This window comes from Tsuneonella mangrovi, assembly GCF_002269345.1.
GTDB lineage: Bacteria > Pseudomonadota > Alphaproteobacteria > Sphingomonadales > Sphingomonadaceae > Tsuneonella > Tsuneonella mangrovi.
The window spans coordinates 238,276-262,753 of sequence record NZ_CP022889.1; the positions used below are offsets into that span (position 1 = coordinate 238,276).

General features: G+C 63.9%; 24 protein-coding genes and 1 tRNA gene. 13 read left to right on the forward strand and 12 right to left on the reverse strand.

The annotated features are described in order from the left end of the window. Position 1: 1 nt before the first annotated feature. From CJO11_RS01160 to CJO11_RS01170, 3 genes are all read right to left on the reverse strand, one after another. Entirely contained in the window at positions 2-1,363 is a 1,362-nt protein-coding gene (locus CJO11_RS01160; RefSeq protein ID WP_095011064.1) for a pyruvate dehydrogenase complex E1 component subunit beta, read from the reverse strand. Between the two features lies 1 nt (position 1,364). Next, positions 1,365-2,471 carry a pyruvate dehydrogenase (acetyl-transferring) E1 component subunit alpha gene (pdhA, locus tag CJO11_RS01165; protein ID WP_095011065.1) on the reverse strand — a complete coding sequence of 369 codons (1,107 nt, stop codon included), beginning with the start codon at positions 2,469-2,471 and terminating at the stop codon, positions 1,365-1,367. Between the two features lie 138 nt (positions 2,472-2,609). After that, on the reverse strand, positions 2,610-2,954 hold the full coding sequence (locus CJO11_RS01170) for an FtsB family cell division protein (RefSeq protein WP_240504512.1): 345 nt from the start codon (positions 2,952-2,954) through the stop codon (positions 2,610-2,612). Positions 2,955-3,056: 102 nt separating this feature from the next. Here CJO11_RS01170 and CJO11_RS01175 point away from each other — a divergent pair, with 102 nt between their 5' ends. After that, the gene (locus CJO11_RS01175; RefSeq protein WP_150124953.1) at positions 3,057-3,479 is read left to right on the forward strand and encodes a hypothetical protein; all 423 of its coding nucleotides are present in this window, start codon (positions 3,057-3,059) and stop codon (positions 3,477-3,479) included. A gap of 13 nt (positions 3,480-3,492) precedes the next feature. On the opposite strand, the gene CJO11_RS01180 is transcribed toward CJO11_RS01175, so the two are convergent. From CJO11_RS01180 to grxC, 4 genes are all read right to left on the reverse strand, one after another. Further along, a tRNA-Arg gene (locus tag CJO11_RS01180) sits at positions 3,493-3,569 on the reverse strand. A gap of 53 nt (positions 3,570-3,622) precedes the next feature. Beyond that, a complete protein-coding gene (locus tag CJO11_RS01185) occupies positions 3,623-4,087 on the reverse strand; it encodes a DUF1178 family protein (RefSeq protein ID WP_095011067.1) in 465 nt (154 codons plus the stop codon). Between the two features lie 9 nt (positions 4,088-4,096). Next, positions 4,097-4,912, reverse strand: a complete 816-nt coding sequence (locus CJO11_RS01190) for a carbon-nitrogen hydrolase family protein (RefSeq protein ID WP_095011068.1) — start codon at positions 4,910-4,912, stop codon at positions 4,097-4,099. Beyond that, entirely contained in the window at positions 4,909-5,175 is a 267-nt protein-coding gene (gene grxC / locus CJO11_RS01195; protein ID WP_095011069.1) for a glutaredoxin 3, read from the reverse strand. The genes CJO11_RS01190 and grxC overlap by 4 nt, the downstream gene beginning before the upstream one ends. 163 nt (positions 5,176-5,338) lie before the next feature. On the opposite strand from grxC, the gene CJO11_RS01200 reads away from it, so the two are divergent. After that, the gene (locus CJO11_RS01200; RefSeq protein ID WP_205651084.1) at positions 5,339-5,809 is read left to right on the forward strand and encodes an Hsp20 family protein; all 471 of its coding nucleotides are present in this window, start codon (positions 5,339-5,341) and stop codon (positions 5,807-5,809) included. A 361-nt stretch (positions 5,810-6,170) separates the two neighbouring features. Here CJO11_RS01200 and CJO11_RS01205 read toward each other — a convergent pair whose 3' ends face one another. The 3 genes from CJO11_RS01205 to tpiA form a co-directional block, all read right to left on the reverse strand. Continuing rightward, positions 6,171-7,805, reverse strand: a complete 1,635-nt coding sequence (locus CJO11_RS01205; protein WP_095011071.1) for a CTP synthase — start codon at positions 7,803-7,805, stop codon at positions 6,171-6,173. 92 nt (positions 7,806-7,897) lie between these two features. Further along, positions 7,898-8,251 carry a preprotein translocase subunit SecG gene (gene secG / locus CJO11_RS01210; RefSeq protein ID WP_095011072.1) on the reverse strand — a complete coding sequence of 118 codons (354 nt, stop codon included), beginning with the start codon at positions 8,249-8,251 and terminating at the stop codon, positions 7,898-7,900. Between the two features lie 83 nt (positions 8,252-8,334). Further along, positions 8,335-9,099, reverse strand: coding sequence for a triose-phosphate isomerase (gene tpiA, locus CJO11_RS01215; RefSeq protein ID WP_095011073.1), 765 nt, complete (start codon positions 9,097-9,099; stop codon positions 8,335-8,337). A gap of 215 nt (positions 9,100-9,314) precedes the next feature. Between tpiA and CJO11_RS01220 the strand changes: the two genes are divergently transcribed. From CJO11_RS01220 to CJO11_RS01230, 3 genes are read left to right on the forward strand one after another with little or no spacing between them, the layout of a single operon-like run. Continuing rightward, positions 9,315-11,255 (forward strand): peptidylprolyl isomerase, encoded by a 1,941-nt coding sequence (locus tag CJO11_RS01220; RefSeq protein WP_095011074.1) that lies wholly within the window; start codon positions 9,315-9,317, stop codon positions 11,253-11,255. Positions 11,256-11,264: 9 nt separating this feature from the next. Further along, positions 11,265-12,779, forward strand: coding sequence for an anthranilate synthase component I (gene trpE, locus CJO11_RS01225; protein ID WP_095011075.1), 1,515 nt, complete (start codon positions 11,265-11,267; stop codon positions 12,777-12,779). After that, positions 12,776-13,612, forward strand: a complete 837-nt coding sequence (locus CJO11_RS01230; protein ID WP_240504513.1) for a phosphodiester glycosidase family protein — start codon at positions 12,776-12,778, stop codon at positions 13,610-13,612. The genes trpE and CJO11_RS01230 overlap by 4 nt, the downstream gene beginning before the upstream one ends. Here CJO11_RS01230 and CJO11_RS01235 read toward each other — a convergent pair. Next, a complete protein-coding gene (locus CJO11_RS01235; RefSeq protein WP_095011076.1) occupies positions 13,599-14,792 on the reverse strand; it encodes an FAD-binding domain in 1,194 nt (397 codons plus the stop codon). The genes CJO11_RS01230 and CJO11_RS01235 overlap by 14 nt on opposite strands. Before the next feature lie 84 nt (positions 14,793-14,876). Between CJO11_RS01235 and pip the strand changes: the two genes are divergently transcribed. The 7 genes from pip to lexA all read left to right on the forward strand — a co-directional run bounded on the left by pip (position 14,877) and on the right by lexA (position 20,806). After that, on the forward strand, positions 14,877-15,833 hold the full coding sequence (gene pip, locus CJO11_RS01240; protein WP_095011077.1) for a prolyl aminopeptidase: 957 nt from the start codon (positions 14,877-14,879) through the stop codon (positions 15,831-15,833). Positions 15,834-15,865: 32 nt separating this feature from the next. Further along, on the forward strand, positions 15,866-16,450 hold the full coding sequence (locus CJO11_RS01245) for an anthranilate synthase component II (protein ID WP_095011078.1): 585 nt from the start codon (positions 15,866-15,868) through the stop codon (positions 16,448-16,450). Then, positions 16,447-17,439, forward strand: a complete 993-nt coding sequence (gene trpD / locus CJO11_RS01250; protein WP_095011079.1) for an anthranilate phosphoribosyltransferase — start codon at positions 16,447-16,449, stop codon at positions 17,437-17,439. Before CJO11_RS01245 ends, trpD begins: the two co-directional genes overlap by 4 nt. Beyond that, positions 17,418-18,221 (forward strand): indole-3-glycerol phosphate synthase TrpC, encoded by an 804-nt coding sequence (gene trpC / locus CJO11_RS01255; protein WP_095011080.1) that lies wholly within the window; start codon positions 17,418-17,420, stop codon positions 18,219-18,221. The genes trpD and trpC overlap by 22 nt, the downstream gene beginning before the upstream one ends. 162 nt (positions 18,222-18,383) lie before the next feature. Beyond that, positions 18,384-18,860: a cyclic pyranopterin monophosphate synthase MoaC gene (moaC, locus tag CJO11_RS01260; protein WP_095013143.1), complete on the forward strand. Its 477-nt coding sequence runs from the start codon at positions 18,384-18,386 to the stop codon at positions 18,858-18,860. Further along, positions 18,857-20,056 (forward strand): molybdopterin molybdotransferase MoeA, encoded by a 1,200-nt coding sequence (locus CJO11_RS01265; RefSeq protein ID WP_095011081.1) that lies wholly within the window; start codon positions 18,857-18,859, stop codon positions 20,054-20,056. The genes moaC and CJO11_RS01265 overlap by 4 nt, the downstream gene beginning before the upstream one ends. A 69-nt stretch (positions 20,057-20,125) precedes the next feature. After that, positions 20,126-20,806: a transcriptional repressor LexA gene (lexA, locus tag CJO11_RS01270; RefSeq protein ID WP_095011082.1), complete on the forward strand. Its 681-nt coding sequence runs from the start codon at positions 20,126-20,128 to the stop codon at positions 20,804-20,806. A gap of 9 nt (positions 20,807-20,815) precedes the next feature. Here the strand turns inward: lexA and CJO11_RS01275 are convergent, their stop codons facing one another. Beyond that, positions 20,816-22,999, reverse strand: coding sequence for a ComEC/Rec2 family competence protein (locus CJO11_RS01275; protein WP_095011083.1), 2,184 nt, complete (start codon positions 22,997-22,999; stop codon positions 20,816-20,818). A 29-nt stretch (positions 23,000-23,028) separates the two neighbouring features. Between CJO11_RS01275 and gltX the strand changes: the two genes are divergently transcribed. Further along, positions 23,029-24,474, forward strand: coding sequence for a glutamate--tRNA ligase (gene gltX / locus CJO11_RS01280; protein ID WP_095011084.1), 1,446 nt, complete (start codon positions 23,029-23,031; stop codon positions 24,472-24,474). The last annotated feature ends 4 nt before the right edge of the window (positions 24,475-24,478 follow it).

A 24,478-nucleotide genomic window follows, 5' to 3' on the forward strand; every position in this document is an offset into this window, starting at 1 on the left:
CTCAATCGCGGTAGCACACCTTCCTGGCAGCGGCGGCGATCTTCTCGGGGTTGATCAAGGCCTGTGCTTCGAGGTTTGCAGCGTATGGCAGCGGCACGTCCTCGTCGGTTACACGCAGCACGGGCGCATCGAGGTGGTCGAAGCCCTGCTCCATGCACAGTGCGATGACTTCCGATGAAATCGAACACGTCGGCCAGCCTTCTTCCGCCACGATCAGGCGATTGGTCTTGGCGAGGCTTGCCAGCACGGTTGCGGTGTCGAGCGGGCGCAGCGTGCGCAAATCGATCACTTCTGCCGAAATGCCTTCCCCGGCGAGCGTCTCGGCGGCTTCGAGTGCGAAGCCGACGCCGATCGAATAGCTGACGATGGTCACGTCGCTGCCCTCGCGCACGATCCGCGCCTTGCCGATCGGCAGCACGTAGTCGTCGATGTCGGGGATCTCGAAGCTGCGCCCATAGACCAGCTCGTTTTCGAGGAACACTACCGGGTCTTCGCAGCGGATCGCGGCCTTCATCAGGCCCTTGGCGTCCGCCGCGTCATATGGCGCAATCACGATGAGGCCGGGAACGCTGGCGTACCACGGGCCGTAGTTCTGGCTGTGCTGCGCGCCGACCCGGCTCGCCGCGCCGTTTGGGCCACGGAACACCACCGGGCAACGCATCTGCCCACCCGACATATAATTGGTCTTGGCCGCCGAATTGATGATGTGGTCGATCGCCTGCATCGCGAAGTTGAACGTCATGAACTCGACGATCGGCCGCAGGCCGCCCATCGCCGCCCCGGTACCGATCCCGGCGAAGCCGTATTCGGTGATCGGGGTGTCGATCACCCGCCGCGGGCCGAACTCGTCGAGCAATCCCTGCGTGACCTTGTAAGCGCCCTGGTACTGCGCGACCTCCTCGCCCATCACGAACACGCGGTCATCGGCGCGCATTTCCTCGGCCATCGCATCACGTAGCGCTTCGCGCACGCTGATCGAGACCATTGCGGTGCCTTCGGGCACTTCGGGATCGCGAGCGAGCGACGGCGCAGGTGCGCGAGCGGCGGCGGGTTCCGGAGCCGGTGTGTTTGGCTCAGCAACAGGTTCAGGCTTTGCTGCAGGCGCGGGAGCGGCCTCTTCGCCCTCCCCCTGCAACGTGGCGATCACTTCGCCGACCTTCACGTTCTCGGTCCCTTCGGGCACGACAATGCTGCCGATCGTGCCTTCGTCGACCGCTTCGAATTCCATCGTTGCCTTGTCGGTCTCGATCTCGGCGAGGATATCTCCGGCGGAAACGGCGTCGCCTTCCTTCACCAGCCACTTGGCCAGCGTACCTTCCTCCATTGTCGGAGACAGCGCGGGCATCTTGAGGTCGATCGCCATCTCAGTAGCTCCCCACCAGCACGTCGGTGTAGAGCTCGGCCGGGCCCGGTTCAGGTGAATTCTCGGCAAAATCGGCGGCTTCGGCCACGGTCGCGCGGATGCGCTTGTCGATGTCCTTGAGCTGGTCTTCGGTCATGCCGCGTTCGATCAGTTCCTTCTTGGCGCGCTCGATCGGGTCGTTGTGTTCGCGCTGGTCCTGCACTTCTTCCCGGGTGCGGTATTTCGCCGGGTCGGACATCGAGTGACCGCGATAGCGATAGGTGTTGAGCTCGAGCAGGACCGGGCCATTGCCTTCGCGCGCGTGCTTGAAGGCCACTTCGGCCGCCTGACGCACTTCGAGCACGTCCATCCCGTTCACGTCCATTCCCGGGATACGGAACGCGGTGCCGCGGCGATAGAACTCGGTTTCCGCGCTCGAGCGCTTGACCGCGGTGCCCATCGCGTACTGGTTGTTCTCGATCGCGAACACGATCGGCAGCTTCCACAAACTGGCCATGTTGAAGGTTTCGTAGACCTGGCCCTGGTTGGCCGCGCCATCTCCGAAGTAGGCGAGGCAAATGCCACCGTCGTCGCGGTACTGGTGCGCGAGCGCCAGCCCGCCGCCGAGCGAGACCTGCGCGCCGACGATGCCGTGGCCGCCGTAGAAATTGTGCTCGGTGCTGAACATGTGCATCGAGCCGCCCTTGCCCTTCGAGATCCCGGCCTCGCGGCCGGTCAGCTCGGCCATGATGATCCGGGGATCGATGCCGTAAGCGAGCATGTGACCGTGATCGCGATAGCCGGTGATCACGCTGTCGCGGTCGTTGTCGAGCGCGCTCTGCAGCCCGATCGCGACGGCTTCCTGGCCGATATAGAGGTGGCAGAAGCCGCCGATCAGGCCGAGGCCGTAGAGCTGCCCTGCCCGTTCCTCGAAACGGCGGATCAGCAGCATCTGTTCGTAGAAGTGCAGCAACTGCTCGTCGCTCGCCTTGTAGCGTGGTTCGCGCTGGTGCTCTTCCTGCAGCGAATGCAGTGCGAATTCGTCGTCGACAACCGGCTCGGCAGATGCCTTGGGAGCAGCCTTCGTGGGCGCTGCCGGAGTCTTTCGCTTGCTGGCGGGTTTGGCCAATTCGCTTACCTCGTGGTCTTGATTATACCGGGCCGGTTCGGCCCGTGGGTCGCGAATTGCCTATGGCGCAAGGCCCTTCGCGGCGCAACGCTGTGCATACGAAAACGCCGATGTCACAACAATGTCTGGGAGGTCTTATTAGTGACCGGTATCGAAACCGTCCCCGTCGTCATGGTCGAGCGTGATGACCACTTCGTCGGGGTGAACTACGTTGAGATTCTTGCGCACGAGCTCCCCGGCAAGGTCGGGATCGACGTGGCGCGGATCGAGTGCATCGACCGTGCTCTTGAGTTCGCTGTGCTGGTGTTCGAGCTTGGCGATCTGCGCGTGACGCTTGTCGAGCAGGCGCAGGTTCTCGCTCCATGCGAGCAACCCGCTCGGGCCGGCGATCGCGAGACCGCCGAGAATAAGCAGGCACGTCAGCGCGACGGCCTGCATCGCCCGCTCCTTGCCTGAAATGATCCGGTGCCCTTCCCGCGTCATGGTTAATGGTTGAATCACACCCGAGTCGCCGATTCAAGGCTTAATTGGCGATTGGTGCGACAAACTGGCAGGTGGGTGCCGCAAGCCGCTCTTTCGGCGAGAATGGAAAGAGGACTCGAAGCAATGATGATCGACCGCAGCCGAACGTTACGACGGGCCATCCGGTTACTTGCGCTTGCCGCGATTGCGGCGCTGGCGATCCGTTACCTTGCGCCAGGAGCGCAGGGAGTGGTCGAGACACGGAACGGGCTGAGCTTTGCTGCCGGTCCGCTCGAGCAAGCGCTGGACAGCAAGTCGTCCCAAGCGGGAACGCGAATCCTCGGCGATTTCGCTGGCCCCGGCAAGGCACCTTGTAGGATATTCGCGCGGGCTGACGTGTCCGGCATTGCCTGCAAGGAATTCGGTGGCTGGCACCTCAGGATGCAACGCGACGGGATCGACATCGCCGGAAACGACGGTGCCGGGGCTAATGCCATCGATACCGCTTTGCGGGAGGATGCAAAGGAGCTGGCGGCTACAAAATAGCGGCGCCGGGAAATGGTGCGCCCGACAGGATTCGAACCTGTGGCCCCCAGATTAGGAATCTGGTGCTCTATCCTGCTGAGCTACGGGCGCGCCGTCGCGCCGTTTAAGGCGCGCCTGCCCGTCTGCCAAGGGCGTTCGCGGGGTCAGTTGAGATCGTCGGGCGGAGCGACCGGGAACGGCAAAGGAGCAACTGCGATACCTTCGTCGAGCAGCGCTTCGGCCTCGCCCTTGGTCGCTTGCCCGTGAATCGGCACCTGGTCGCGCTCGCCATAATGCATCGCGCGGCTCTCCTCGGCGAAGCGATCGCCGACCCATGTGCTTTGCTTGAGCGCTTCTGACTGAGCCTGCGCCAGCGCCTTGATGGCTTGCTCGACCTGCGGCGGGATCTTGCCCGATTTCACCGGCGCGCGTGGCGTGGTTGCTTCGTCGGCCCGTTGGTTGCCCTTTGCGCCTACTGCTGGTGCCATCGGCGCCTTTGCCACTGCCACACTGTCGCACGTAGGACAAACGACGAGCCCGCGCTCCTGCTGGCGTGCAAAATCCTCCGAAGATCCGAACCATCCTTCGAACCGGTGCCCGTTGTCGCAGGTGAGGTCGAAAACGATCATTGCGCCCGCCTAGTTGGCGATTTCCCGCCGGTTGGCAAGGCTCGGCAACTGCGCGCGGACCTCCGCAATCCGTGCGGGGTCGATCTCGGCGAAGCCCACGCCGGGTTGTTCGCCGCCCATATCGAGCAGGACATCGCCCCACGGGTCGACCACCATGCTGTGGCCGTAAGTGCTGCGCCCGTCGGCATGCTTGCCCACTTGCGCTGCAGCGACGACATAGGCGCTCGCTTCGACCGCGCGGGCGCGCTGGAGCAGGTGCCAGTGCGCTTCACCGGTCGGGACGGTAAACGCAGCGGGAATCGCGATGACGTCGCAGGACTTGCGCCCAAGCGATTCATAAACAGCGGGAAACCGGATGTCGTAACAGATCGAGAGACCGAGCTTACCGACGGGAGTTTCCGCCGTGACGATCTTCTTGCCCGGCTTGTAGGCATTCGATTCCCGCCAGCTCTCGCCCGATGCCAGGTCGACGTCGAACATGTGGATCTTGTCATACCGGGCGACGATACTGCCGGTGTCGTCGACCAGGATCGATCGGTTGACCCACCGCTCGCCATCGCCTTTCAGCGCCAGCGAGCCGATCGCGACCCAGATGCCGAGCAGGTCTGCGGTCGCGCGAACGGTGGCGAGAACTTCGTTTTCTTCTTCCGGAACGATATTCCCGGCTCCCCTCGCGCGGTCGCGATCGAGCAGCCCGCTCATTTCCGGGGTAAACATGATCCTCGCCCCGCCTTCGGCCGCTTCCGTCATCGCATCGGCGATCGTTGCCGCATTTTCATGCGGATCGATCCCGGCGGTCATCTGGAGGAGCGCAATGCGGGTCATCCGCCGGCCAGCATCGTGTCGAGCGTGCCCGCGTGATCGAGCGCGGCGAGCTCGTCGCTACCGCCCACGTGGGTATTGCCAATGAAAATTTGCGGCACCGTGCGTGCATTTGGCGCGCGCGCCAGCATTTCGTCGCGCTTCGTGCCACCCAGCGTGATGTCATGCTCGGTGAACTCCACGCCCTTGCTCTCGAGCAAGCGCTTGGCGCGAAAGCAGTAGCCGCAGCCGAATTTGGTATAGATTACGATGGGCGGGGTATTCATTCGATGCGATCCGAACCGTTGTCTCGAAAGCTTGAATCTAAGGGAGCCGATCCTAAATTCCTAGTGCCGTCGCGCCGGATGCCGGGCGACGACAATTCTGACGCCGGATGCCTCTGTCAGGGTTCGGCAAAACATTCGAATTGCTCAATGGAGGATTTGCACAATGTCACGTCTCGATTTCACCCCCTATCGCCGTACCACCGTCGGGTTCGACCGGCTGTTCGATATCCTGGAGAGCCAGGTTCGAAACAATGCGGGCGACAACTACCCGCCGTTCAACATCGAACGTCACGGCGAGGATGAATATCGCATCACCCTGGCCGTCGCCGGGTTCCGCGCTGCCGATATCGACATCACCGCGCAGCAGAACCTGCTGGTGATCCAGGGCCGCAAACGCGACGAAAGCCGCGAGGGCGAAATGCTCCACCTCGGTATCGCCAATCGCGGTTTCGAACGTCGTTTCGAACTGGCCGACTATGTCCGCGTTGCCAACGCTGACCTCGCCGACGGATTACTGGTGATCGATCTGGTGCGCGAAGTGCCCGAAGCGATGAAGCCCAAGAAGATCACGATCGGCGGGCAACCGACGCTCGAAGTCGTCAAGGATGGCGACGATACTGCCGACGCCGCCTGACGCGCCGCAATTTGCTCAATCTAAGAAAGTTTGGGGGCGGTCCCGAAGGGCCGCCCCCACGACGTAAACGCCGCCTCGTTTCCAAAATGACCGTCCGGGTCGCAGAAGACGATCAGCCTGGTCAGAGCTTGCGAAACTAGTGCCCCCGTCCACGCACAAGCTCGATACTTCGAGTGCGAGCGATTCGACAGCATTGGTATATCGAAAGATAGTGCCCAAATGCCCTCGTGCCCGCAGTACCCCCCGATACGCGACATTTAGCGAAAAATTGATAACATTAGCCGTGGGCGAGTGCTTGTAAAAACACGACAACCGCTCTCGGGTTACGTTTGTGGCTGTGCCGAATCGAGAACAGGCCCTGTCAGACCAATCGCGCTTGCCGCAAGGCGGCTTCGATGAATCCGGCGAACAAAGGGTGCGGGTCGAACGGCTTGGATTTCAATTCGGGGTGGAACTGCACCCCAACGAACCACGGATGGTCGGGGCGTTCGACAATCTCGGGCAGGAGCCCGTCGGGCGACATTCCCGAGAACACCAGGCCATCGCTTTCAAGCGCGTCGCGGTAGGCAGAGTTAACCTCGTAGCGGTGACGGTGCCGTTCGCTGATCGTGGTCGCTCCGCCGTAAATTGCGCTGACGTGACTGTTGCCCGCCAGTTTCGCATCGTAAGCGCCCAGCCGCATTGTTCCGCCCAGATCGCCGCCTGCCTCGCGCTTCTGGAGGCCTTCCTCGCTCATCCATTCCTCGATGATACCGACGACTGGTTCCTCGGTCGGCCCGAATTCGGTCGAGCTGGCGCCGGGATGCCCGGCTGCGCGCGCGCTCTCGATGCAGGCCATCTGCATCCCGAGGCAGATGCCGAGGAACGGGACCTTGCGTTCGCGGGCAAAGCGCACCGATGAAATCTTGCCTTCGCTGCCGCGCGAGCCGAACCCGCCGGGAACCAGGATGCCGTGCATCGGCTCCAGCTTGGCGGCGATGTCGCTGTCGTCCCCTTCGAACACTTCGGCATCGATCCAGCGGATGTTGACCTTGACCCGGTTGGCCATCCCGCCGTGGACCAGCGCTTCGTTCAACGATTTGTAGGCATCGGGCAGGCCGACATATTTGCCGACAACGCCGATCGTCACTTCGCCTTCGGGGTGCTCGTACCGATCGAGGATGTCGTCCCACCGCGCAAGGTCGGGGGAAGGCGCATCGTCGATCCGGAAGTGGTGGAGCACTTCGGAATCGAGCCCTTCGTGGTGATACTGGAGCGGTACCGCGTAAATGCTGCTGGCATCGAGCGCCGGGATCACCGCTTGCTTACGTACGTTGCAGAACAGCGCAATCTTCGCGCGCTCGCTCTCGGGCAGCGGGTGCTCGCAGCGACACAACAAGATATCCGGCTGGATCCCGAGCCCGGTCAGCTCACGGACCGAGTGCTGGGTCGGCTTCGTCTTCAGCTCGCCTGCCGCAGCGATGTAGGGCACCAGCGTGACGTGGACGAAGCAGGTGTTGTCCACCCCCAGCTCATTGCGCAGCTGGCGCAATGCCTCGATGAACGGCAAGCCTTCGATGTCTCCGACGGTCCCGCCAATCTCGCACAGGATGAAGTCGAGATCGTCCGCATCGGCGAGCGCGAATTCCTTGATTGCGTCGGTCACGTGGGGGATCACCTGGACCGTTGCGCCGAGGTAGTCTCCGCGCCGCTCCTTGGCGATGATGTCGCGGTAGATCCGCCCCGAAGTAATGTTGTCGCCCTGGTGCGCCGAAACCCCGGTGAAGCGTTCGTAGTGACCCAGGTCGAGATCGGTCTCTGCTCCGTCGTCGGTGACGTAGACCTCGCCGTGCTGATACGGGCTCATCGTTCCCGGATCGACGTTCAGGTACGGATCGAACTTGCGAATCCGCACGCGGTAGCCGCGCGCCTGCAGTAGCGCCGCGAGGCTTGCTGCCATGAGTCCTTTGCCGAGCGAGGAGACCACGCCGCCGGTGATAAAAATGTACCGCGCCATGGGAGTCGGGCCTTAAGCGAGAATGCGGAGTCGGCGCAAGCGGGTTGGTGGCGGCAAGCGCCGCAATCCACAATCCGTGCGCGGATGTTGGCTTAGCCGGCGACGCCGGACAGCGGATCGTTGTTGCTGGCCGGGGCCGGGCTTGCCGGAGCAGTGGGTGCTTCCGGCGTAGTCGAACGATCGAGCGTCGAATTGATCGACGTTGCGCTGTTGCCCGATTCGGCGGCCAGCGCGGCCAGCACGATCGACAGCACGACGAACACGATCGCCAGCCACTTGGTCGCGCGGGTCAGGAAATCGGCCGCGCCGCGTGCGCTCATCAGTCCGGTCGGGCTTCCGCCCACCCCAAGGCCGCCGCCTTCCGAGCGCTGCATCAGGATGATTCCGACGAGCGCAGCGGCGATCAACGCCTGGACAACGATGAGGAACACGAAAAGGGAAGACATCGGTCAGGTACTCTATCAGCTGGTGCGGGGCATCTAGGCGCGCTGGCGCTCCGCGACAAGGGGAGTGGAAATCGCCGCGCCGGTCAGGTGTCTTGCAACTCGGCCGCCGCAGCCACGATTCCAAGGAAGCCTTCCGCCGTCAGGCTGGCCCCGCCAACAAGCGCACCGCCGACGTTCTCGGTCTCGAGGATCTCGCGCGCGTTCTCGGCCTTGACCGACCCGCCGTAGAGGATGCGGACCGCCCCGCCCTCCTCTTCGCCATAGCGATCGACCAGCAGCTTGCGGATCGCGGCGTGCATTGCGGCAATGTCTTCCACCGTGGCGGCGCGACCGGTGCCGATCGCCCAGATCGGCTCGTAGGCGACAGACAGGCGTTCGCTCGTTTCGTCGAGCGCCTCGGGCAGCGTCGCCTTGAGTTGGCCGGTGACGAACTTTTCCGCCTTTCCGGCATCACGCAATTTCTCGCTTTCGCCGCAGCACACGATCAGCTTGAGCCCGGCATCGAGCGCAGCAGCACACTTCGCGCGAATCAGGTCATCGCCCTCGCCATGCTCCTGGCGGCGCTCCGAATGGCCAAGGATCACAAATTTTGCGCCGGCATCGGCAACCATCGTGGCCGAGATGTCTCCGGTATGCGCGCCGTCAGGCTCGGCATGGCAGTCTTGCGCGCCGACGCCGATCTGTTCGGCTTCGCGGTGGACGGGGTGGATCAGCGTGTACGGCGGAGCAATCGCGACCTCGACCTTCATCAGGCGCTGCGAAGAGCGATCGATCGCCCGCGCTTCGGATAGCATCGAGCGCGTGCCGTTCATTTTCCAGTTTCCGACGATGTAAGGCCGCAGGGCCATGCAACTTCCTCTGTTGTCGAGTGTAACGTCGAACCCTTGGGGATTCGGCGCGCCCCTATAGGGGGTGGTCAATCGGTTCGGCTAGCCCGAGATTGCCAGTGCGTCAAAACCATTCGCGACCTGTTGCGACAAGACCGCATGCCCTCTAAAGCCCGATCCCGATCGTGCCCTTCCTGGCACGACTGACCAGAATTTGCCGGACACCGTCAGACCCTATGCTCCAGTTCTTCCGCAACATCTTCAAGACGAAGATCGGCGTCATATTCACGCTTGCCTTCCTCGTGCTGATCGCGCTCGCCTTTGCCAGCGCCGACGTGGCCGGGATCGGCAATTTCAATGGCATTTCAGGCGGCGACAACGTCGCTACCGTCAGCGGTGACAAGATCAGCGCTAGCGAATTGCGCGATGCGGCGACCAATTCGCTCGACCAGGCGCGGCAGCAGAACCCGACGCTGTCGATGCAGGAATTGATCCAGCAGGGTGGCCTGACCGACGTGCTCGACCAGATGATCGACCGCACCGCGCTGGCGACCTTCGGGCAGACGATTGGGCTGCGCGCGGGCGACAACCTCGTCAACAGCGAGATCCGCCAGATACCGTCTTTCCAAGGGCCCAACGGGCAGTTCGACGAAAACCTCTATCGCCAGGCGCTGGCAACGCAGAAGCTGACCGACAAGCAGGTCCGGCGCGATCTCGGGCAGGGATTGCTGGCCGAGCAGATCCTCGTGCCGACTGCGTTCGGTGCCAAGATGCCCGAGAAGATGGCCGCACGATACTCCGCGCTGGTGAAGGAGCGCCGCCTGGGTGCCGTCGCGATCCTGCCAAGCACCCTGTTCGCCCCGACCGCAAAGCCGACCGAAAAGCAGCTGACGGCCTACTACGACGCGCACAAGAACGACTTCATCCGGCCCGAGCGACGCGTGATACGCTACGCCGTTTTTGGCCCGGAAGCGGTCGGCAATGTCGCGCCGACCGACGCGGAGATCAAGGCGGCCTACGATAAGGACAAGGCCACCAAGTACGCCGCGCGCGACGAGCGCACCTACACCCAACTGATCGTTCCGACCCAGCAGGCGGCCGATGTGATCCGCAAGAAGGTCGAAGCGGGAACGTCGCTTGAAGCAGAGGGCCGACAGGCGGGTCTTGAACCGAGCAAGCTGACTGCGACCGACCAGAAGACTCTCGCCAGCGATGCCTCCGCAGCTGTAGCGAAAGCCGTATTTTCTACCTCAGCGGGCCAGCTGGCGCAGCCGGTCCAGGGTAGCCTGGGCTGGTACGTCATCCGCGTCGACAGCGTGAAGACCATCCCGGCCAAGACGCTGGCCGATGTCAGGACTGAAATCGTCGATGCGCTGACAAAGGAGAAGCTGGGCAAGGCGCTGGCCGATATGTCGAGCGAGGTCGAGGACCAGTTCGATGGCGGCGATTCCCTCTCCGACGTCGCCAAGTCGCTCAAGTTGGCGGTCGAAACGACACAACCGGTGGTGGCTGACGGCCGCGTTTACGGTGGGAAGCCAGGTGAAACGGCTCCGGCAATCCTGAGCCCGGTCCTGCGGACAGCGTTCGAGATGGATGAAGGCCAGCCGCAGATCGCCGCCGAGCCCGATGGCCAGCACTACATCCTGTTCGAGACTTCGCAGATCACCGAATCCGCGCCTGCCCCGTTCAAGGAAATCACCGATGACGTCACCAATGCGTGGCGTACGAGCGAAGGTGCGAAGGCTGCAAAGGCGGCTGCAGATCGCATCCTCGATCGGGTCGCGAAGGGTGACGCGTTGGCAAAGGCAGTCTCTGCCGAGAAGACGCGCTTGCCTCCGGTCGAAAGCCTCAACCTCACGCGCGAAGAAATCACCCGCGGCGGGAAACGGGTTCCGCCGCCGTTGGCGCTGCTGTTCTCGATGGCGCAGGGCACCACGAAAAAGCTCGAAGGCCCCAACAATGCAGGGTGGTTCGTGATCGACCTCGATAAGATCGAACCGGGCAAGATCGATCCGAAGGATCCCGAAGTCGCGGCGGCGGCAAATAGTCTCGGGCAGCTTCTCGGTCGCGAATACAGCGAAGCGATGCGCGTGGCGATCCGGCAGGAAGTCAAGGTTGAGCGCAACCAGCAAGCGATCGACCAGCTGACCAAGCAGTTGACCGGCTCGGCTAACTGACGGCCGCGCGTGACTGGCGCTGCCCCCGACAACGCCTGTGAGGCAATCGAGCGGCTCCGCGGCGGTCGGTCGGCGCTCGTCTGGCGCAAGGTTGTCGCTGATACCGAAACCCCGGTCGGGGCAGCGCTCAAGCTGATCGAACCGGGACGGGGCGATTTCCTGCTCGAATCGGTCGAAGGCGGCGAAGTGCGCGGGCGCTACAGCCTGCTCGGACTCGACCCCGATCTGGTGTTTCGCGCGGAAGGAAATTCCGCCGCAATCAATCGTGACTGGCAGCACGATCGCGACGCTTTTGCCGCCTGTGATAGCGGCGCGCTCGACGAGTTGCGGACATTGGTCGATTCGTGCCGGATCGATGTTCCCGAAGCGCTGCCTCCGACGCTGGCGTGCGTTGTCGGATACTTCGGTTACGAGACGATCGGACTAGTCGAGGAACTCCCGCGTGCGCCTGCCAGCGCGCTCGAGCTGCCCGACATGCTGTTCGTTCGTCCGACGATCCTGCTGGTCTTCGACCGACTGGGCGAAGAGCTGACCTGCGTCGCCCCGCTCTGGCCCGGGGACACCGATCCGGAGCGCGCAGTGGCCGATGCGCAGGATCGGATCGACGAGACGCTGCGTCGGCTTGCCGCTGCCCAGCCACCCTCGCCTGCAACCAGCGACCTGCCGGAAATGGCGCTCAACCCGACGCTCGAGCCAGGCGCATACGAAGCGATGGTCGGTCGCGCGAAGGGCTACATCGAGGCGGGCGATGTATTCCAGGTGGTACTGGCGCAGCGTTTTACCTGCCCGTTCCCGCTGCCGCCGATGGCGCTCTACCGCGCGCTGCGGCGGGTGAACCCCTCACCGTTCCTCTATTTCCTCGACCTTCCCGGGTTCGCAGTCGTCGGATCGAGCCCCGAAATCCTCGTCCGCGTGCGCGACGGAGAAGTGACGATCCGCCCGATTGCCGGAACCCGTCCCCGCGGCGCAACGCCCGAGGCGGACAAGGCAGCGGAAGCGAGCCTGCTGGCCGATGCGAAGGAGCGCGCCGAGCATTTGATGCTGCTCGACCTTGGCCGTAACGACGTCGGTCGGGTGGCCGCGCGCGGCACCGTCGAAGTCACCGACAGCTTCACGATCGAGCGCTATAGCCACGTGATGCACATTGTGAGCAATGTGATCGGCCGGCTCGATCCGGCGAAGGATGCGCTCGACGCGCTATTCGCGGGATTTCCTGCGGGAACGGTGAGCGGAGCTCCCAAGATCCGTGCGTGCGAGATTATAGCCGAGCTCGAGCCGGAAACGCGCGGGGCCTATGCCGGCGGGGTTGGCTATTTCGCGCCTGACGGCTCGGTCGATAGCTGCATCGTGCTCCGCACCGCGGTCGTGAAGGATGGGACGATGCACGTGCAGGCCGGTGCTGGGATCGTGGCCGATAGCGACCCGGCTTACGAACAGCGCGAGTGCGAAGCAAAGGCTGGCGCGTTGATCGCCGCCGCGCGCGAAGCGGCGCGGATCGCGAGCGAGCCGGGCTTCGGCCAGTGAGGCAAACGGCGATTCTCGCACTCATCTTGCTTGCCGCGTGCGGCCAGCAGCCGGCGGGCAAGCCGGTCGAGCGGATGGAACTGGGTGCCAACGGTAAGATCACCGACCTGAACGCGCCCAAGCCTACGCCGAGTGCCGTGCCGGTCGCCAAGGTTGCTTCCGCTTGCCAGCCGGTCACCTTCGAACAGGCCAAGCTGACCGATTGCGTGGCCGATCCGGCGAAGGACCGGATTGCGATGGTGCTGGGCCCAAAAGGCGAAGCGCCGTATCGCAGCTTTGCCCAATTCGCGGCCAAGCGCTCGGCGGATGCGTCGCCAGTGGTGTTCGCGATGAATGCAGGGATGTTCGACGGCGAAGGCAAGCCGATCGGATATTACGTCGAAAACGGCGATCGCTTGAAAGAGCTCAACCGCAACGATGGTCCCGGCAACTTCCACATGAAGCCGAACGGGGTGTTCTTTGGCTCGGACGGCAAGTGGCAGATCCGCACCAGCGACGATTTCTACCACAATGTCGGCGACCGTCCGAAGTTCGGCACCCAGAGCGGCCCGATGCTGGTGATCGATGGCAAGCTGCATCCGCAGATCTCGCAGGACGGGCCGAGCCGCACGATCCGCGACGGCGTGGGCATCGACCCGCAAGGCCGTGCGCATTTCGTGATTTCGGACGAGGCGGTGAGCTTCGGCAAGCTGGCCCGCTATTTCCGCGATGCGGTCAAGGCGAAGAATGCGCTCTACCTCGATGGAACGGTTTCGGCCCTGTGGGATCCGGCGACGGGTCGGATGGATTCGCGCGCGCCGATCGGTCCGATCGTAGTGGTCAGCGCGAAGTAGCCATCCCGTAGTCGGGCAACTCGATCTTGTCGCGAACGCTGGGGCCGATGAACATGTCGGCAACCGGGCCGATCCCGAGCAAGTGCGAGACCAAGGCCCGCAGCGCCAGCCCGATCCGGGTCGAAGGCACGAATGATCCAGCCATTCCGCGCGCGGCCTTCTGCTTGGCGCGCATGAACGGCATCAGGCGTGCCTGATAGGCGGCAAGCCCGGCGGCGATGTCTCCATGGGCCTGCTCGAACTCTCCCGCCATCACATACGCGCCGATCATCGCTAGCGCAGAGCCCTGCCCGGCCAGGAACGAGGGCGCGAATGCCGCATCGCCGAGCAGCGCAATCCGCCTTTTGTGCCAACGGTCGATCTCGATCTGGCTGACCCGGTCGAAGTAGATGTCTCGGGCCAGCTCGAGCCGGGCGAGCATTGCCGGTACCTCCCAGCGACAATCGCCGAACCGGTCGCGCAGGAAGGCGCGCTGGCTTTCGGGATCGTGCGGTATCGCGTCGCCGTCGGCTTCCTTCCAGATCAGCAGCGCCAGCGTCGATCCGTCGCGCAAGGAGAAACGCGCGGCCGATTTTCCCGGCACTCCGTGCAGCAGGTAGACGTCTTCGTCGCGCACCGGGAAATCGGGCAAAATCAGCGCCGCGAAGGCATAGCCGAGATAACGCTCGAACTGCTGTTCGGGGCCGAATACCAGGTCACGCACTTGCGAATGGATACCTTCGCACCCGACGACCAAGTCGACGCGGCGAGTCTCTCCGTTCGATAGCGTAACGTCGACCCCACCTGCATCCTCCGATAGCGCGGTCACTTCCTGACCGAACAGCGTTTCGACATCGCCGGCGACTGCGGCATTGAGGATTCGCGCCAGCTCTCCGCGCGGCAGGCTGGTGAAATTGCCTTGCGTTGCCCGGTCGAAGACCGTGGCTGGAAATCCGCCGACCTTGTGTCCATCGCTCGCCAACAGGCGCACTTCGCGCACCTTGTAGCCGACCGCTTCGATCTGGCCGAGCAGCCCCATGCGCTCGGCGAGTTCGTAGCCTTTGCCCCAGAAATCGATGACATAGCCGCCGGTGCGCGGAGCGGAGGCCTTTTCGACCATCGTCACAGTGTGACCTTGCCTGACTATCCACCAGGCGAGCGTCGGCCCGGCAATCCCTGCTCCGCTGATCAGGACGTCCATGGACGGGGCGTATCAGGACCGGTGAGTCGCGGCAAATGAACTGCCGTCTTTCCACCTGTCCACCGGATGGCTAGACCATCGCGCATGACCGAGCGCCGCACTCTTTATCCGCCGATCGAACCCTATGCGAGCGGGACGCTCGACGTGGGGGACGGTCATTCGCTCTACTGGGAACGCTGCGGCACGCCCGGCGCCAAGCCGGTGGTGTTCCTCCACGGCGGACCGGGAGGCGGATGCAGCCCCGATCATCGCCGCCAGTTCGATCCTGCGCTCTATGACATCCTGCTGTTCGACCAGCGCGGGTGCGGTAAGTCGACGCCGTTTGCGAACCTCGATCACAACACCACCTGGGATCTCGTCGCCGATATCGAGCGACTGCGCGAAATGTGCGGGTACGAAAAGTGGATGGTGTTCGGCGGGAGCTGGGGCTCGACGCTGTCGCTCGCCTATGCCGAAACCCACCCGGAACGCGCGAGCGAGCTGGTGCTGCGCGGAATCTTCCTCGGCAGCCAGAGCGAATACGACTGGCTCTATCGCTACGGCGCGAGCGAACTCTACCCCGAGGAATGGGACGCATTCCGCAACCATGTCCCCGAAGATCAGCGCGGCGACTTGCTTGCCGCTTACGGTGACTTGCTGCTGAGCGAAGACAAGGACACCCGCGTTGCCGCCGCCAAGGCGTGGAGCCGGTGGGAAGGCGTCACCGTCACGTTGTTGCCCGACCCGGAGATGCTCGCCGATTTCACCGACGAAGCGCACGCGGTCGCCTGTGCGCGGATCGAGAACCACTATTTCCGCCACGACTGCTGGTTCGAATCCGGGCAGCTGCTGCGCGACGCGGCAAAGTTGCGCGGCATCCCGGGCGTGATCGTCCAGGGTCGCCACGATTGCTGCACGCCGCCGGCGGCGGCATGGGCGCTGAAGCAGGTGTGGCCCGAGGTCGACTTGCAGATCGTGCCTGACGCGAGCCACCTGTTTTCCGAACCCGGCATCACCGACGGTCTGGTCCGCGCGACCGACCGGTTCGCCGGGAAGGCTTGAACCGCGCCGCCGGTCAGGCCAAGGGCCCATCCATGATCCTTGTCATCGACAACTACGACAGCTTCACCTTCAACCTGGTCCACTACGTGATGGAGCTGGGGGCCGAGGTGCGGGTGGAGCGCAACGACGCGCTTACCGCCGCAGAGGCGCTGGCGATCGGAGCGAACGGGATCCTGCTTTCCCCCGGCCCGTGCACGCCCAACGAAGCGGGCATCTGCCTCGATCTCGTGGCCGCCTGTGCCGATGCCGAAATGCCGCTGCTGGGAGTATGCCTCGGCCACCAGTCGATCGGCCAGCATTTCGGCGGCAAGGTGGTGCGCGGCGGGCTGATGCACGGTAAAACCTCGCCAGTCAGCCACGATTCAAGCGGGGTGTTCGCCGGCCTGCCCAGCCCGTTCACCGCGACCCGTTATCACTCGCTGGTGGTCGAGGACATTCCCCCTGTGCTCAAGGTCAACGCCAGCAGCGACGACGGGCACGTGATGGGCTTCCGCCACGAAAGCCTGCCGATCCACGGGGTGCAGTTCCACCCGGAAAGCATCGCCACCGAACACGGCCACGCCTTGCTGGCGAATTTCCTGCGGCTGTGCGGGATCGAAGCGTCCGAGGTAGCATGAAGACGCTTCCCAAGGCCGAACCGCATATCAGCGAAGCCGAAGCCGAAGAGGTGTTCGGCTGGATCCTCGATGGCCAAACGAGTGAAGAGGAAATCGCGCGCTTTCTTTGCGACCTGTCAGATCGCGGCGAAACGGCCGAAGAAATTGCCGGTGCGGCCCGCGCGCTGCGTGCCCGACTGATCCCGATCGCCGCGCCGGACAATGCCATCGATTGCTGCGGCACGGGAGGCGACGGGCACCACACACTCAATGTCTCGACAGCGGTCAGCCTGGTGGTTGCCGCTGCCGGGGTACCGGTTGCCAAGCACGGCAACCGGGCGGCGAGCAGCAAGGCGGGCGCGGCCGATACCCTCGAAGCGCTCGGACTCGACATGGATGCGGCCGGCAAGACTGCCGAAAGGACGCTCAACGAAATCGGCATCTGTTTCCTGTTTGCGAAGAACCACCACCCCGCGATGGGCAGGATCCAACCGATCCGCCAGCGGCTCGGTCGCCGGACGATCTTCAACCTGATGGGCCCTCTATCGAACCCGGCGGGGGTGAAGAGCCAGCTGATCGGGATTGCCCGCCCCGCTTATGTGCCGATCTACGCCGACGCCAAGGCGCGGCTCGGCACGCGCCGGACGCTGATCGTGTCGGGCGACGAAGGACTCGACGAGCTGAGCCTGGCAGGTGGCAACGAAGTCGCGGACGTGCGGGGTAACGACTTCGAGATGCGGCGGCTCGACGCAGACGATGCTGGGCTTCCCCATGCACCGATCGAAGCAATTCGTGGCGGCGACGCAGCACACAACGCCAAGGCTTTGAAGGCGCTGCTTATGGGTGCTCCGGGCCCTTACCGGGACGCGGTGCTGTTCAATGCGGCGGCCAGCTTCGTGGTTGCGGGCAAGGTGACGAGCTACGCTGAGGGTGCTGCGCTTGCGGCGGAGTCACTCGATGCCGGTAAGGCTGAAGAACTCCTCGGTCGATGGATCGAGATGGCCCAGTGAACAAGCTTGACGAAATCTGCGCGGCCAAGCGCGAGGAAGTCGCTGCGCGCAAAGCCTTGGCGACGCTGAGCGACCTCGACAGCGCTGCGCGCGAGCAATCGGCCCCGCGCGGGTTTCGCGCCGCGCTCGAACGCAAGGCCGCTGACGGTTTCGCCCTGATTGCCGAGATCAAGAAGGCCTCGCCCTCCAAGGGCCTGATCCGTGCGGATTTCCGGCCCGCCGAACACGCTGTTGCGTATCGGAATGGCGGAGCCGCGTGTCTCTCGGTGTTGACCGATGCACCCTATTTCCAGGGGCACGAGGATTATCTCGTCGCCGCGCGCGCAGCGTGCGACCTTCCTGTCCTGCGCAAGGATTTCATGGTCGACCCATGGCAAGTGGCCGAAGCACGCGCGATCGGGGCCGATGCGATCCTGATCATCGTCGCTGCGCTTGAAGACGGCTTGATGGCCGAGATCGAAGCGGCAGCGATCGAGCGCGGGATGGACGTGCTGGTAGAGGTCCACGACGAAGCCGAGATGGAGCGCGCAAGTCGCCTCAAGTCACGCCTGATCGGGGTCAACAACCGCAACCTCAAGACCTTCAAGACCGACCTTGCGACGACCGAGCAGCTCGCCTCGCTTGCACCGGATGGCGCGTTGCTGGTCGGCGAAAGCGGGATCAACACGCATGCCGACCTTGTGCGGCTCTCCCAGGTCGGAGTGCGCGCGTTCCTGGTGGGCGAGAGCCTGATGCGCCAGCCCGACGTCGAGGCAGCGACCCGCGCAATGCTGTTCGGCTAGGTTCGCCCTGTCCTACCGGCCATCGTTCTGGCAGGATGAGCGAATGAAACTGCACGATCTTGGTAGCTCGCGGCTCATCAATCGATGCCTGATCGATGCAGCGGGATTTCTCTATATGGACAGTGTTCCATGTGTTCCATCGAGTGGAATGAGCGCAGCGCGATGAGCAAGATACTGACCCACCTCGACGAGAGCGGTAACGCACGGATGGTCGATGTCGGCGGCAAGGCCGAGACTGCGCGCAAGGCGGTCGCTTCGGGCAGGATTGCGATTTCCCCCGATGCGCTCGCTGCAATCCGGGCGGGAGACGCGCCCAAGGGCGACGTGCTCGCCGCTGCCCGTATCGCCGGGATCATGGCTGCGAAGAAGACCGCCGAGCTGATCCCGCTGTGCCACCCGCTCGCGCTGGACACCGTGACGATTGACTTCGACTTCGAAGCTGACGGAATCCGGGCAACTGCCACCGCCGCGCTTACCGGCAGGACCGGGGTGGAAATGGAAGCAATGACAGCAACTTCCATCGCATTGCTGACAATCTACGACATGGCTAAGGCGCTCGACAAGGCGATGGTGATCGGCGAAGTCCGCCTGATCGCCAAGGATGGCGGCAAGTCGGGTGCCTGGCGCGCCGACGCATGACTGCGCCGATCCCGCTCGAACATGCGCAGGCGCGACTGCTCGACGGAGTGAAGCCGCTCGGGGTTGAGACGCTTCCCGCGCGCGATGCAGTCGGGCGGTTTCTCGCCGGGCCGATGGTCGCGGCGCGCACCCAGCCCTCTGCCGACCTGTCGGCGATGGACGGATACGCGACCCGCGCGGACGATCCCGTAGGACCGTGGACAGTGATCGGGGAAAGTGCCGCGGGCCATCCTTTCGCGGGCGAACTCGCAAAAGGCGAAGCGATCCGCATTTCCACCGGCGCGCATATGCCGCCCGGTGAGACTTGCGTGCTGCTGCAAGAAAACGTTGCGCGTGATGGCGATCAAGTGACACTCGCCAACGAAGATGGCCCGACTACGCGCCATATCCGCCGCAAGGGTTTCGATTTTGCCGAAGGTGACATGCTCCTGCCGGAGGGAACGCGGGTCGGCGCGGCTCAACTCGCGCTTGCGCTGACAGGCGGCTGCGCGGAGATGGCGGTAGGAAAGCGTCCGGCGGTGGCGGTGATCGATTCCGGTGACGAACTCGTTGCACAGCCAGATCCGGCCAAGCCACACGCCCTTCCCGCCAGCAATGCGGCGATGATATCCGCGATGTGCCACGGGCTCGTTTCCAAAGCACAAGTGCTCGGCCCCGTACCCGACCAGCCCGAGGCGTTGATGGCGGCATTCGAAGCGGCGCGCGATGCTGATGTCGTTGTCACCACTGGTGGAGCATCAGTCGGCGATCATGACCTCATACGCCCGGTGCTTGAGCAATGGGGCGCGACCCTCGATTTTTGGCGAGTGGCGATCAAACCCGGCAAGCCGCTGCTTGTCGCGCGCAAGGGGGCGCAGGTTGTGCTTGGGTTGCCGGGCAATCCGGTTTCCGCATTCGTCACCGCGCACCTGTTCTTGCTGCCGTTGCTGCGGAAGCTTGGCGGCGCGGCGAGCGCCCTGCCCCGGCTCCATCCTGCATACCTGACCCAACCGATGCCTGCTGGCGGCGCAAGACGCGAATTCGTGCGCGGGCGATGGACCGAAGGCGGCGTTGCGCCGATCTCCGAGCGCGACAGCAGCGCCTTGCGTTCGCTCGCCGTGGCGGACGTGCTGATCGATCGGCCCCGCGATGCGCCTCCCGCCGAACCGGGGGATGCCGTCCGGGTTATCCCGCTCGAAGATGGCGGAAATGCTTGACGGACGAATCAAGGTTGCCTAATTGTTCCATATTCGTTCCGCGATTTGGAACATTGAGGGAGGAGCGCAATGCTCACCGCCAAGCAACACGAATTGCTCCAGTTCATCCAGCGTCGGCTTGAGGAAAGCGGCATCTCGCCTTCATTCGAGGAAATGAAGGAAGCGCTTGACCTGAAGAGCAAGTCGGGCGTGCACCGGCTGATTTCGGCGCTCGAGGAACGCGGTTTCATCCGCCGTTTGCCCAACCGGGCCCGTGCGCTCGAAGTGATAAAGCAGCCCGAAGATGCGGTGTCGGCTCCCCGTGCGGCGAAGAACGACAACGTGGTGCAGATGCGCAGTGCTCCGCCCCGACCCGAACCCGCGAACGATGTGATCGAGATCCCACTGCACGGACGGATCGCCGCCGGTGCCCCGATCGAAGCGCTTGAGGGTCAGAGCACCCTGCCCGTTCCCGCCGCGCTGCTTGGTCCGGGCGACCACTACGCGCTCGAGGTCTCGGGCGACTCGATGATCGAGGCAGGGATTTTCGACGGCGATTTTGCGCTGGTAAAGCGTACCGATACTGCCCGCGACGGCGAGATCGTGGTTGCGCTCGTGCGCAACGAGGAAGCGACGCTCAAGTACTTGCGGCGCGAGAACGGCATGGTCCGGCTCGATCCTGCAAACGGGGCCTACGAGCCGCAGATCTACCGGCCCGACGAAGTAGTCGTGCAAGGCCGCCTGTCAGGGTTGCTGCGCCGCTACCACTGAGAGGGCTGCCTAGCGGCCCCGATCGCGCCACCAGCCGTGGTTGCCCTGGTCCTGCGCGACGGTATGGACCTGCTCGTCCGCCAGCGTGATCGCTAGTCCACCGGTGCGCGCGAGCAACCGCCCGTCCGCCTTGAGCCAAAGCGGGCGGCAGCTTCGGGGCAGCCAGCGACTTGCGACGACGATGTCTGCCCGCGCACACGCTGCCGCCAGCGCGCGCTCCTCGATCATCGAACGACCGCGAGCCATCAACAGGTGCCATGACCGCCCCGCGCGTTCGATCGTCAGGACGCAGAAGTCGGGATTGCACCGTGCACCGGGCCATTGCGCGAGCGGAAGCGGGTCGCCGTCCATCCCGGCGAGTTCGAGCAGGTTGTCGCGTGTGAACTCGCTTCGGGTATCGCGCAGGACCAGCAAGCGCTCGTCCTCCCCGGTGATGCCCACGTGCTGGCCGCCGCCCGAAACGAGGATGTCGGGAACCGGCGTGTGCAACAACATTACTGTCGCCAGCGCCGATGGAATTAGACCCAACAGCCGCACCCGCCCGTGCCACAACGCGAGCCACAGTCCTCCGACCGCGAATAATGCAAAGGTCAGGTGGCTCATCTGCGGCATCATCTTGACCGAGCCGGGTTGCGCGGCAGTGAAATGCGCGATCGTCAGCAACAGGTCGAGCGACTGCCCCGCGAGCCACCATGCCGGTGCGCCGAGCCCCACAATATCGAGCGTGAGCGCAATCGCGATGAGCGGCATCGAGACGAATGTCACCAAGGGAATCGCGACAACGTTGGCAAACGCCCCGTAGATCCCTGCCCGGTGGAAATGCAGCAACACGATCGGCATCAGCGCCAGTTCGATCACGAAGCCGGTTACCAGGAGCATCAAGGCGCGTTTTGCGAACTTTGCTCTCCACGTTTCCTCCTGTGGGCCGAGGAAACGTTTGACCGGTGCCGACTGGTGCAGCGCGACGATCGCGATAACGGCGGAAAAGCTCATCTGGAAGCTCGGCCCGATGACCGATTCGGGCCAGAGCGCGATCACGAATGCCGCTGCGACCGCGACCATCCGTAGCGACAATGCTTCCCGCCCGAGCGCAAGTGCGCCGAGTACCAGCATTGCAGCGGCACAACTCCTGACGGTTGGCACCTCCGCCCCCGTTAACAAGGTATATCCGATGCCCGCGACTGCAGCGATCGAAGCCGCGACCAGCGGCAGGCGTACGCGGAGCGCGAACCACGGCCACAGCGCAAGCAGGCGTATCGCCAGGATATAGGCTGCAGCGATGACCGCGCTGACATGGAGCCCGCTGATCGACAGAAGGTGAGTTAGGCCCGCATCGCGCATCGCGTCTTCATCGGCCTCGCTAATCGCGCCCCGGTCCCCGCTGGCAAACGCCGCTGCGATAGCTCCGGCAGATCCGCCCAGTTCACCCCGTACATGTGCGGACAATGCCCGTTGCACCCGGTCGAGGCCCCAGTCGTCTCGCGGCGCTGCTTCGACGACGGTAATCGGCCCGACGAGCGAGCCGGTCGCCGCGAGCCCACCGAACCACGCGGTGCGGGCGAAGTCGTAGGCACCTGGCAGCATCGGTGGAGCAGGCGGCATCAACCGGGCGCGAAGCCTGATCCTGGCACCGTCATCGATGGCCGGATCGGCGTGGTCGAGCGGCACATTGATCCGCACCTTGCGAGCACTGCCCGAAACAGCGTCCCGATAGGCCAAGGTAATACGCACTCGCCCTTGCGCGGGCTTGTCGCGCCGATCGAGGACCCGGCCGTCGATCGAGGTCAGGACCGGTCGTTCGATCGGTTCTGCGCCGACGATTGCGGATCGGCTCCAGATCAGCAGCACGCCAAGGGCGATGGCGAGGCCAAAGCCTACCGTCGCCATGCGCACGTTGGTTCGCTCAGGTCGATCGCGCCACAGCGCAGTGGCTGCCAGCGCTGCTATCAGTGCAACGCCGATCGATGCGATCCATTGCCATGGTCCGGCAAGCCTGAACCACAATGCAATTCCGCCGATCAGTGCGACGACCAGCCAAGGGGCACGATCAAATTCGCGGCTTCCCAGAAAACTCTCGATCCCATCGAGTGCACTGGACAAGTCAAGCGCCTTGCGCCAAGGACGCTGCACTGCAGCATCGCCCTGTGCGTCGCCCTCCCCCATGGGCACCTGTGGCGCCGGTTGCATGGCCATCAACGCTTTGGATAAGGGAATGAATTCGCATGGCAAGTGGTAGCGGGGCAGTCGTAACGCGCTTCGCCCCGTCGCCGACCGGATTCCTCCACATCGGCGGTGCACGCACAGCGCTGTTCAACTGGCTCTACGCGCGCCATCACGGCGGCAAGGCGTTGCTGCGGATCGAGGATACCGACCGCAAGCGCAGCACCACCGAAGCCATCGATGCGATCCTCGATGGGCTTTCATGGCTTGGGCTCGAATACGACGAGGAGCCGGTCTTCCAGTCGCACCGCGCAGAGCGCCATGCCGAAGTCGCGCGCCAGTTGCTCGATGCCGGCCATGCCTACAAGTGCTTTGCGACACCCGAGGAGCTCGAAGCGATGCGCGCGGAGCAGCGCGCAAACAAGCAGCCGATGCGCTACGACGGGCGCTGGCGCGATCGAGATCCTTCCGAAGCCCCGGAAGGCGCGCCTTACGTCATACGCCTGAAAACGCCGCAAGACGGCGAGATGGTGATCGATGACGCTGTCCAGGGCCGCGTCACGGTAAGGAACGCAGAGATCGACGATTACGTGCTGCTACGCGCCGACGGCACACCGACCTACATGCTCGCTGTCGTGGTCGACGATCACGATATGGGGATTACCCACGTCATCCGTGGTGACGACCATCTCAACAACGCGTTCCGCCAGCTGCCGATCTACCATGCGATGAACGCGATCGAAGGAGGCTGGCCGCAGCCGGTCTATGCCCACATCCCGCTGATCCACGGGAATGACGGGGCCAAACTTTCCAAGCGCCATGGCGCGCTCGGTGCGGAGACCTACCGCGACGAATACGGCATCTTGCCCGAAGCGCTGTTCAACTACCTGCTGCGGCTCGGTTGGGGGCACGGCGACCGCGAGGAATTCACCAAGGAAGAGGCGATCGCTGCATTCGATCTCGACGGGGTCGGCAAGAGCCCGTCGCGCTTCGATCTCAAAAAGCTCGAGAACCTCAACGGCTACTATATTCGTGCGGCGGACGATGCGCGGCTTGCATCGTTGGTCGCTGCCCGCATGGAAGGCGAGCCGGACCTTGCATTGCTCGAAAAGGCGATGCCGCAGCTGAAAGTACGTGCAAAGAACCTCGACGAACTTGCTGAAGGTGCAGCGTTTCTCTTCCATAATAGGCCGTTGGTAATGACCGACAAGGCCGCCGCACTTCTGGACGCGGATGGGAGAGCGCGATTGGCAAGAATTTCGCGGGCGCTGCATAGGGAAAACGACTGGACAATCGAGGCACTCGAAGCCACTACGAAGGCGCTTGCCGAAGAGCTCGAAGTGGGTCTCGGCAAGCTTGCGCAGCCGATGCGCGCGGCATTGACGGGCACAACCACGTCGCCCGGGATTTTCGACGTACTGGTCCTGCTGGGACGGGACGAGGCTTTGGCGCGGATCGACGATCAGATCGATCACGCGGCGGCTTCGTCCGGAGCAGGCAAAGCATAATCTG

Coding starts and splice junctions, on each gene's coding strand:
- CJO11_RS01160 (WP_095011064.1), bottom strand. CDS start 1,363: ATGGCGATCGACCTCAAGATGCCCGCGCTGTCTCCGACAATGGAGGAA.
- CJO11_RS01170 (WP_240504512.1), bottom strand. CDS start 2,954: ATGACGCGGGAAGGGCACCGGATCATTTCAGGCAAGGAGCGGGCGATG.
- CJO11_RS01175 (WP_150124953.1), top strand. CDS start 3,057: ATGGAAAGAGGACTCGAAGCAATGATGATCGACCGCAGCCGAACGTTA.
- CJO11_RS01185 (WP_095011067.1), bottom strand. CDS start 4,087: ATGATCGTTTTCGACCTCACCTGCGACAACGGGCACCGGTTCGAAGGA.
- CJO11_RS01190 (WP_095011068.1), bottom strand. CDS start 4,912: ATGACCCGCATTGCGCTCCTCCAGATGACCGCCGGGATCGATCCGCAT.
- grxC (WP_095011069.1), bottom strand. CDS start 5,175: ATGAATACCCCGCCCATCGTAATCTATACCAAATTCGGCTGCGGCTAC.
- CJO11_RS01200 (WP_205651084.1), top strand. CDS start 5,339: ATGTCACGTCTCGATTTCACCCCCTATCGCCGTACCACCGTCGGGTTC.
- CJO11_RS01205 (WP_095011071.1), bottom strand. CDS start 7,805: ATGGCGCGGTACATTTTTATCACCGGCGGCGTGGTCTCCTCGCTCGGC.
- secG (WP_095011072.1), bottom strand. CDS start 8,251: ATGTCTTCCCTTTTCGTGTTCCTCATCGTTGTCCAGGCGTTGATCGCC.
- tpiA (WP_095011073.1), bottom strand. CDS start 9,099: ATGGCCCTGCGGCCTTACATCGTCGGAAACTGGAAAATGAACGGCACG.
- CJO11_RS01220 (WP_095011074.1), top strand. CDS start 9,315: ATGCTCCAGTTCTTCCGCAACATCTTCAAGACGAAGATCGGCGTCATA.
- CJO11_RS01235 (WP_095011076.1), bottom strand. CDS start 14,792: ATGGACGTCCTGATCAGCGGAGCAGGGATTGCCGGGCCGACGCTCGCC.
- pip (WP_095011077.1), top strand. CDS start 14,877: ATGACCGAGCGCCGCACTCTTTATCCGCCGATCGAACCCTATGCGAGC.
- CJO11_RS01245 (WP_095011078.1), top strand. CDS start 15,866: ATGATCCTTGTCATCGACAACTACGACAGCTTCACCTTCAACCTGGTC.
- trpD (WP_095011079.1), top strand. CDS start 16,447: ATGAAGACGCTTCCCAAGGCCGAACCGCATATCAGCGAAGCCGAAGCC.
- trpC (WP_095011080.1), top strand. CDS start 17,418: ATGGATCGAGATGGCCCAGTGAACAAGCTTGACGAAATCTGCGCGGCC.
- moaC (WP_095013143.1), top strand. CDS start 18,384: ATGAGCAAGATACTGACCCACCTCGACGAGAGCGGTAACGCACGGATG.
- CJO11_RS01265 (WP_095011081.1), top strand. CDS start 18,857: ATGACTGCGCCGATCCCGCTCGAACATGCGCAGGCGCGACTGCTCGAC.
- lexA (WP_095011082.1), top strand. CDS start 20,126: ATGCTCACCGCCAAGCAACACGAATTGCTCCAGTTCATCCAGCGTCGG.
- CJO11_RS01275 (WP_095011083.1), bottom strand. CDS start 22,999: ATGGCCATGCAACCGGCGCCACAGGTGCCCATGGGGGAGGGCGACGCA.
- gltX (WP_095011084.1), top strand. CDS start 23,029: ATGGCAAGTGGTAGCGGGGCAGTCGTAACGCGCTTCGCCCCGTCGCCG.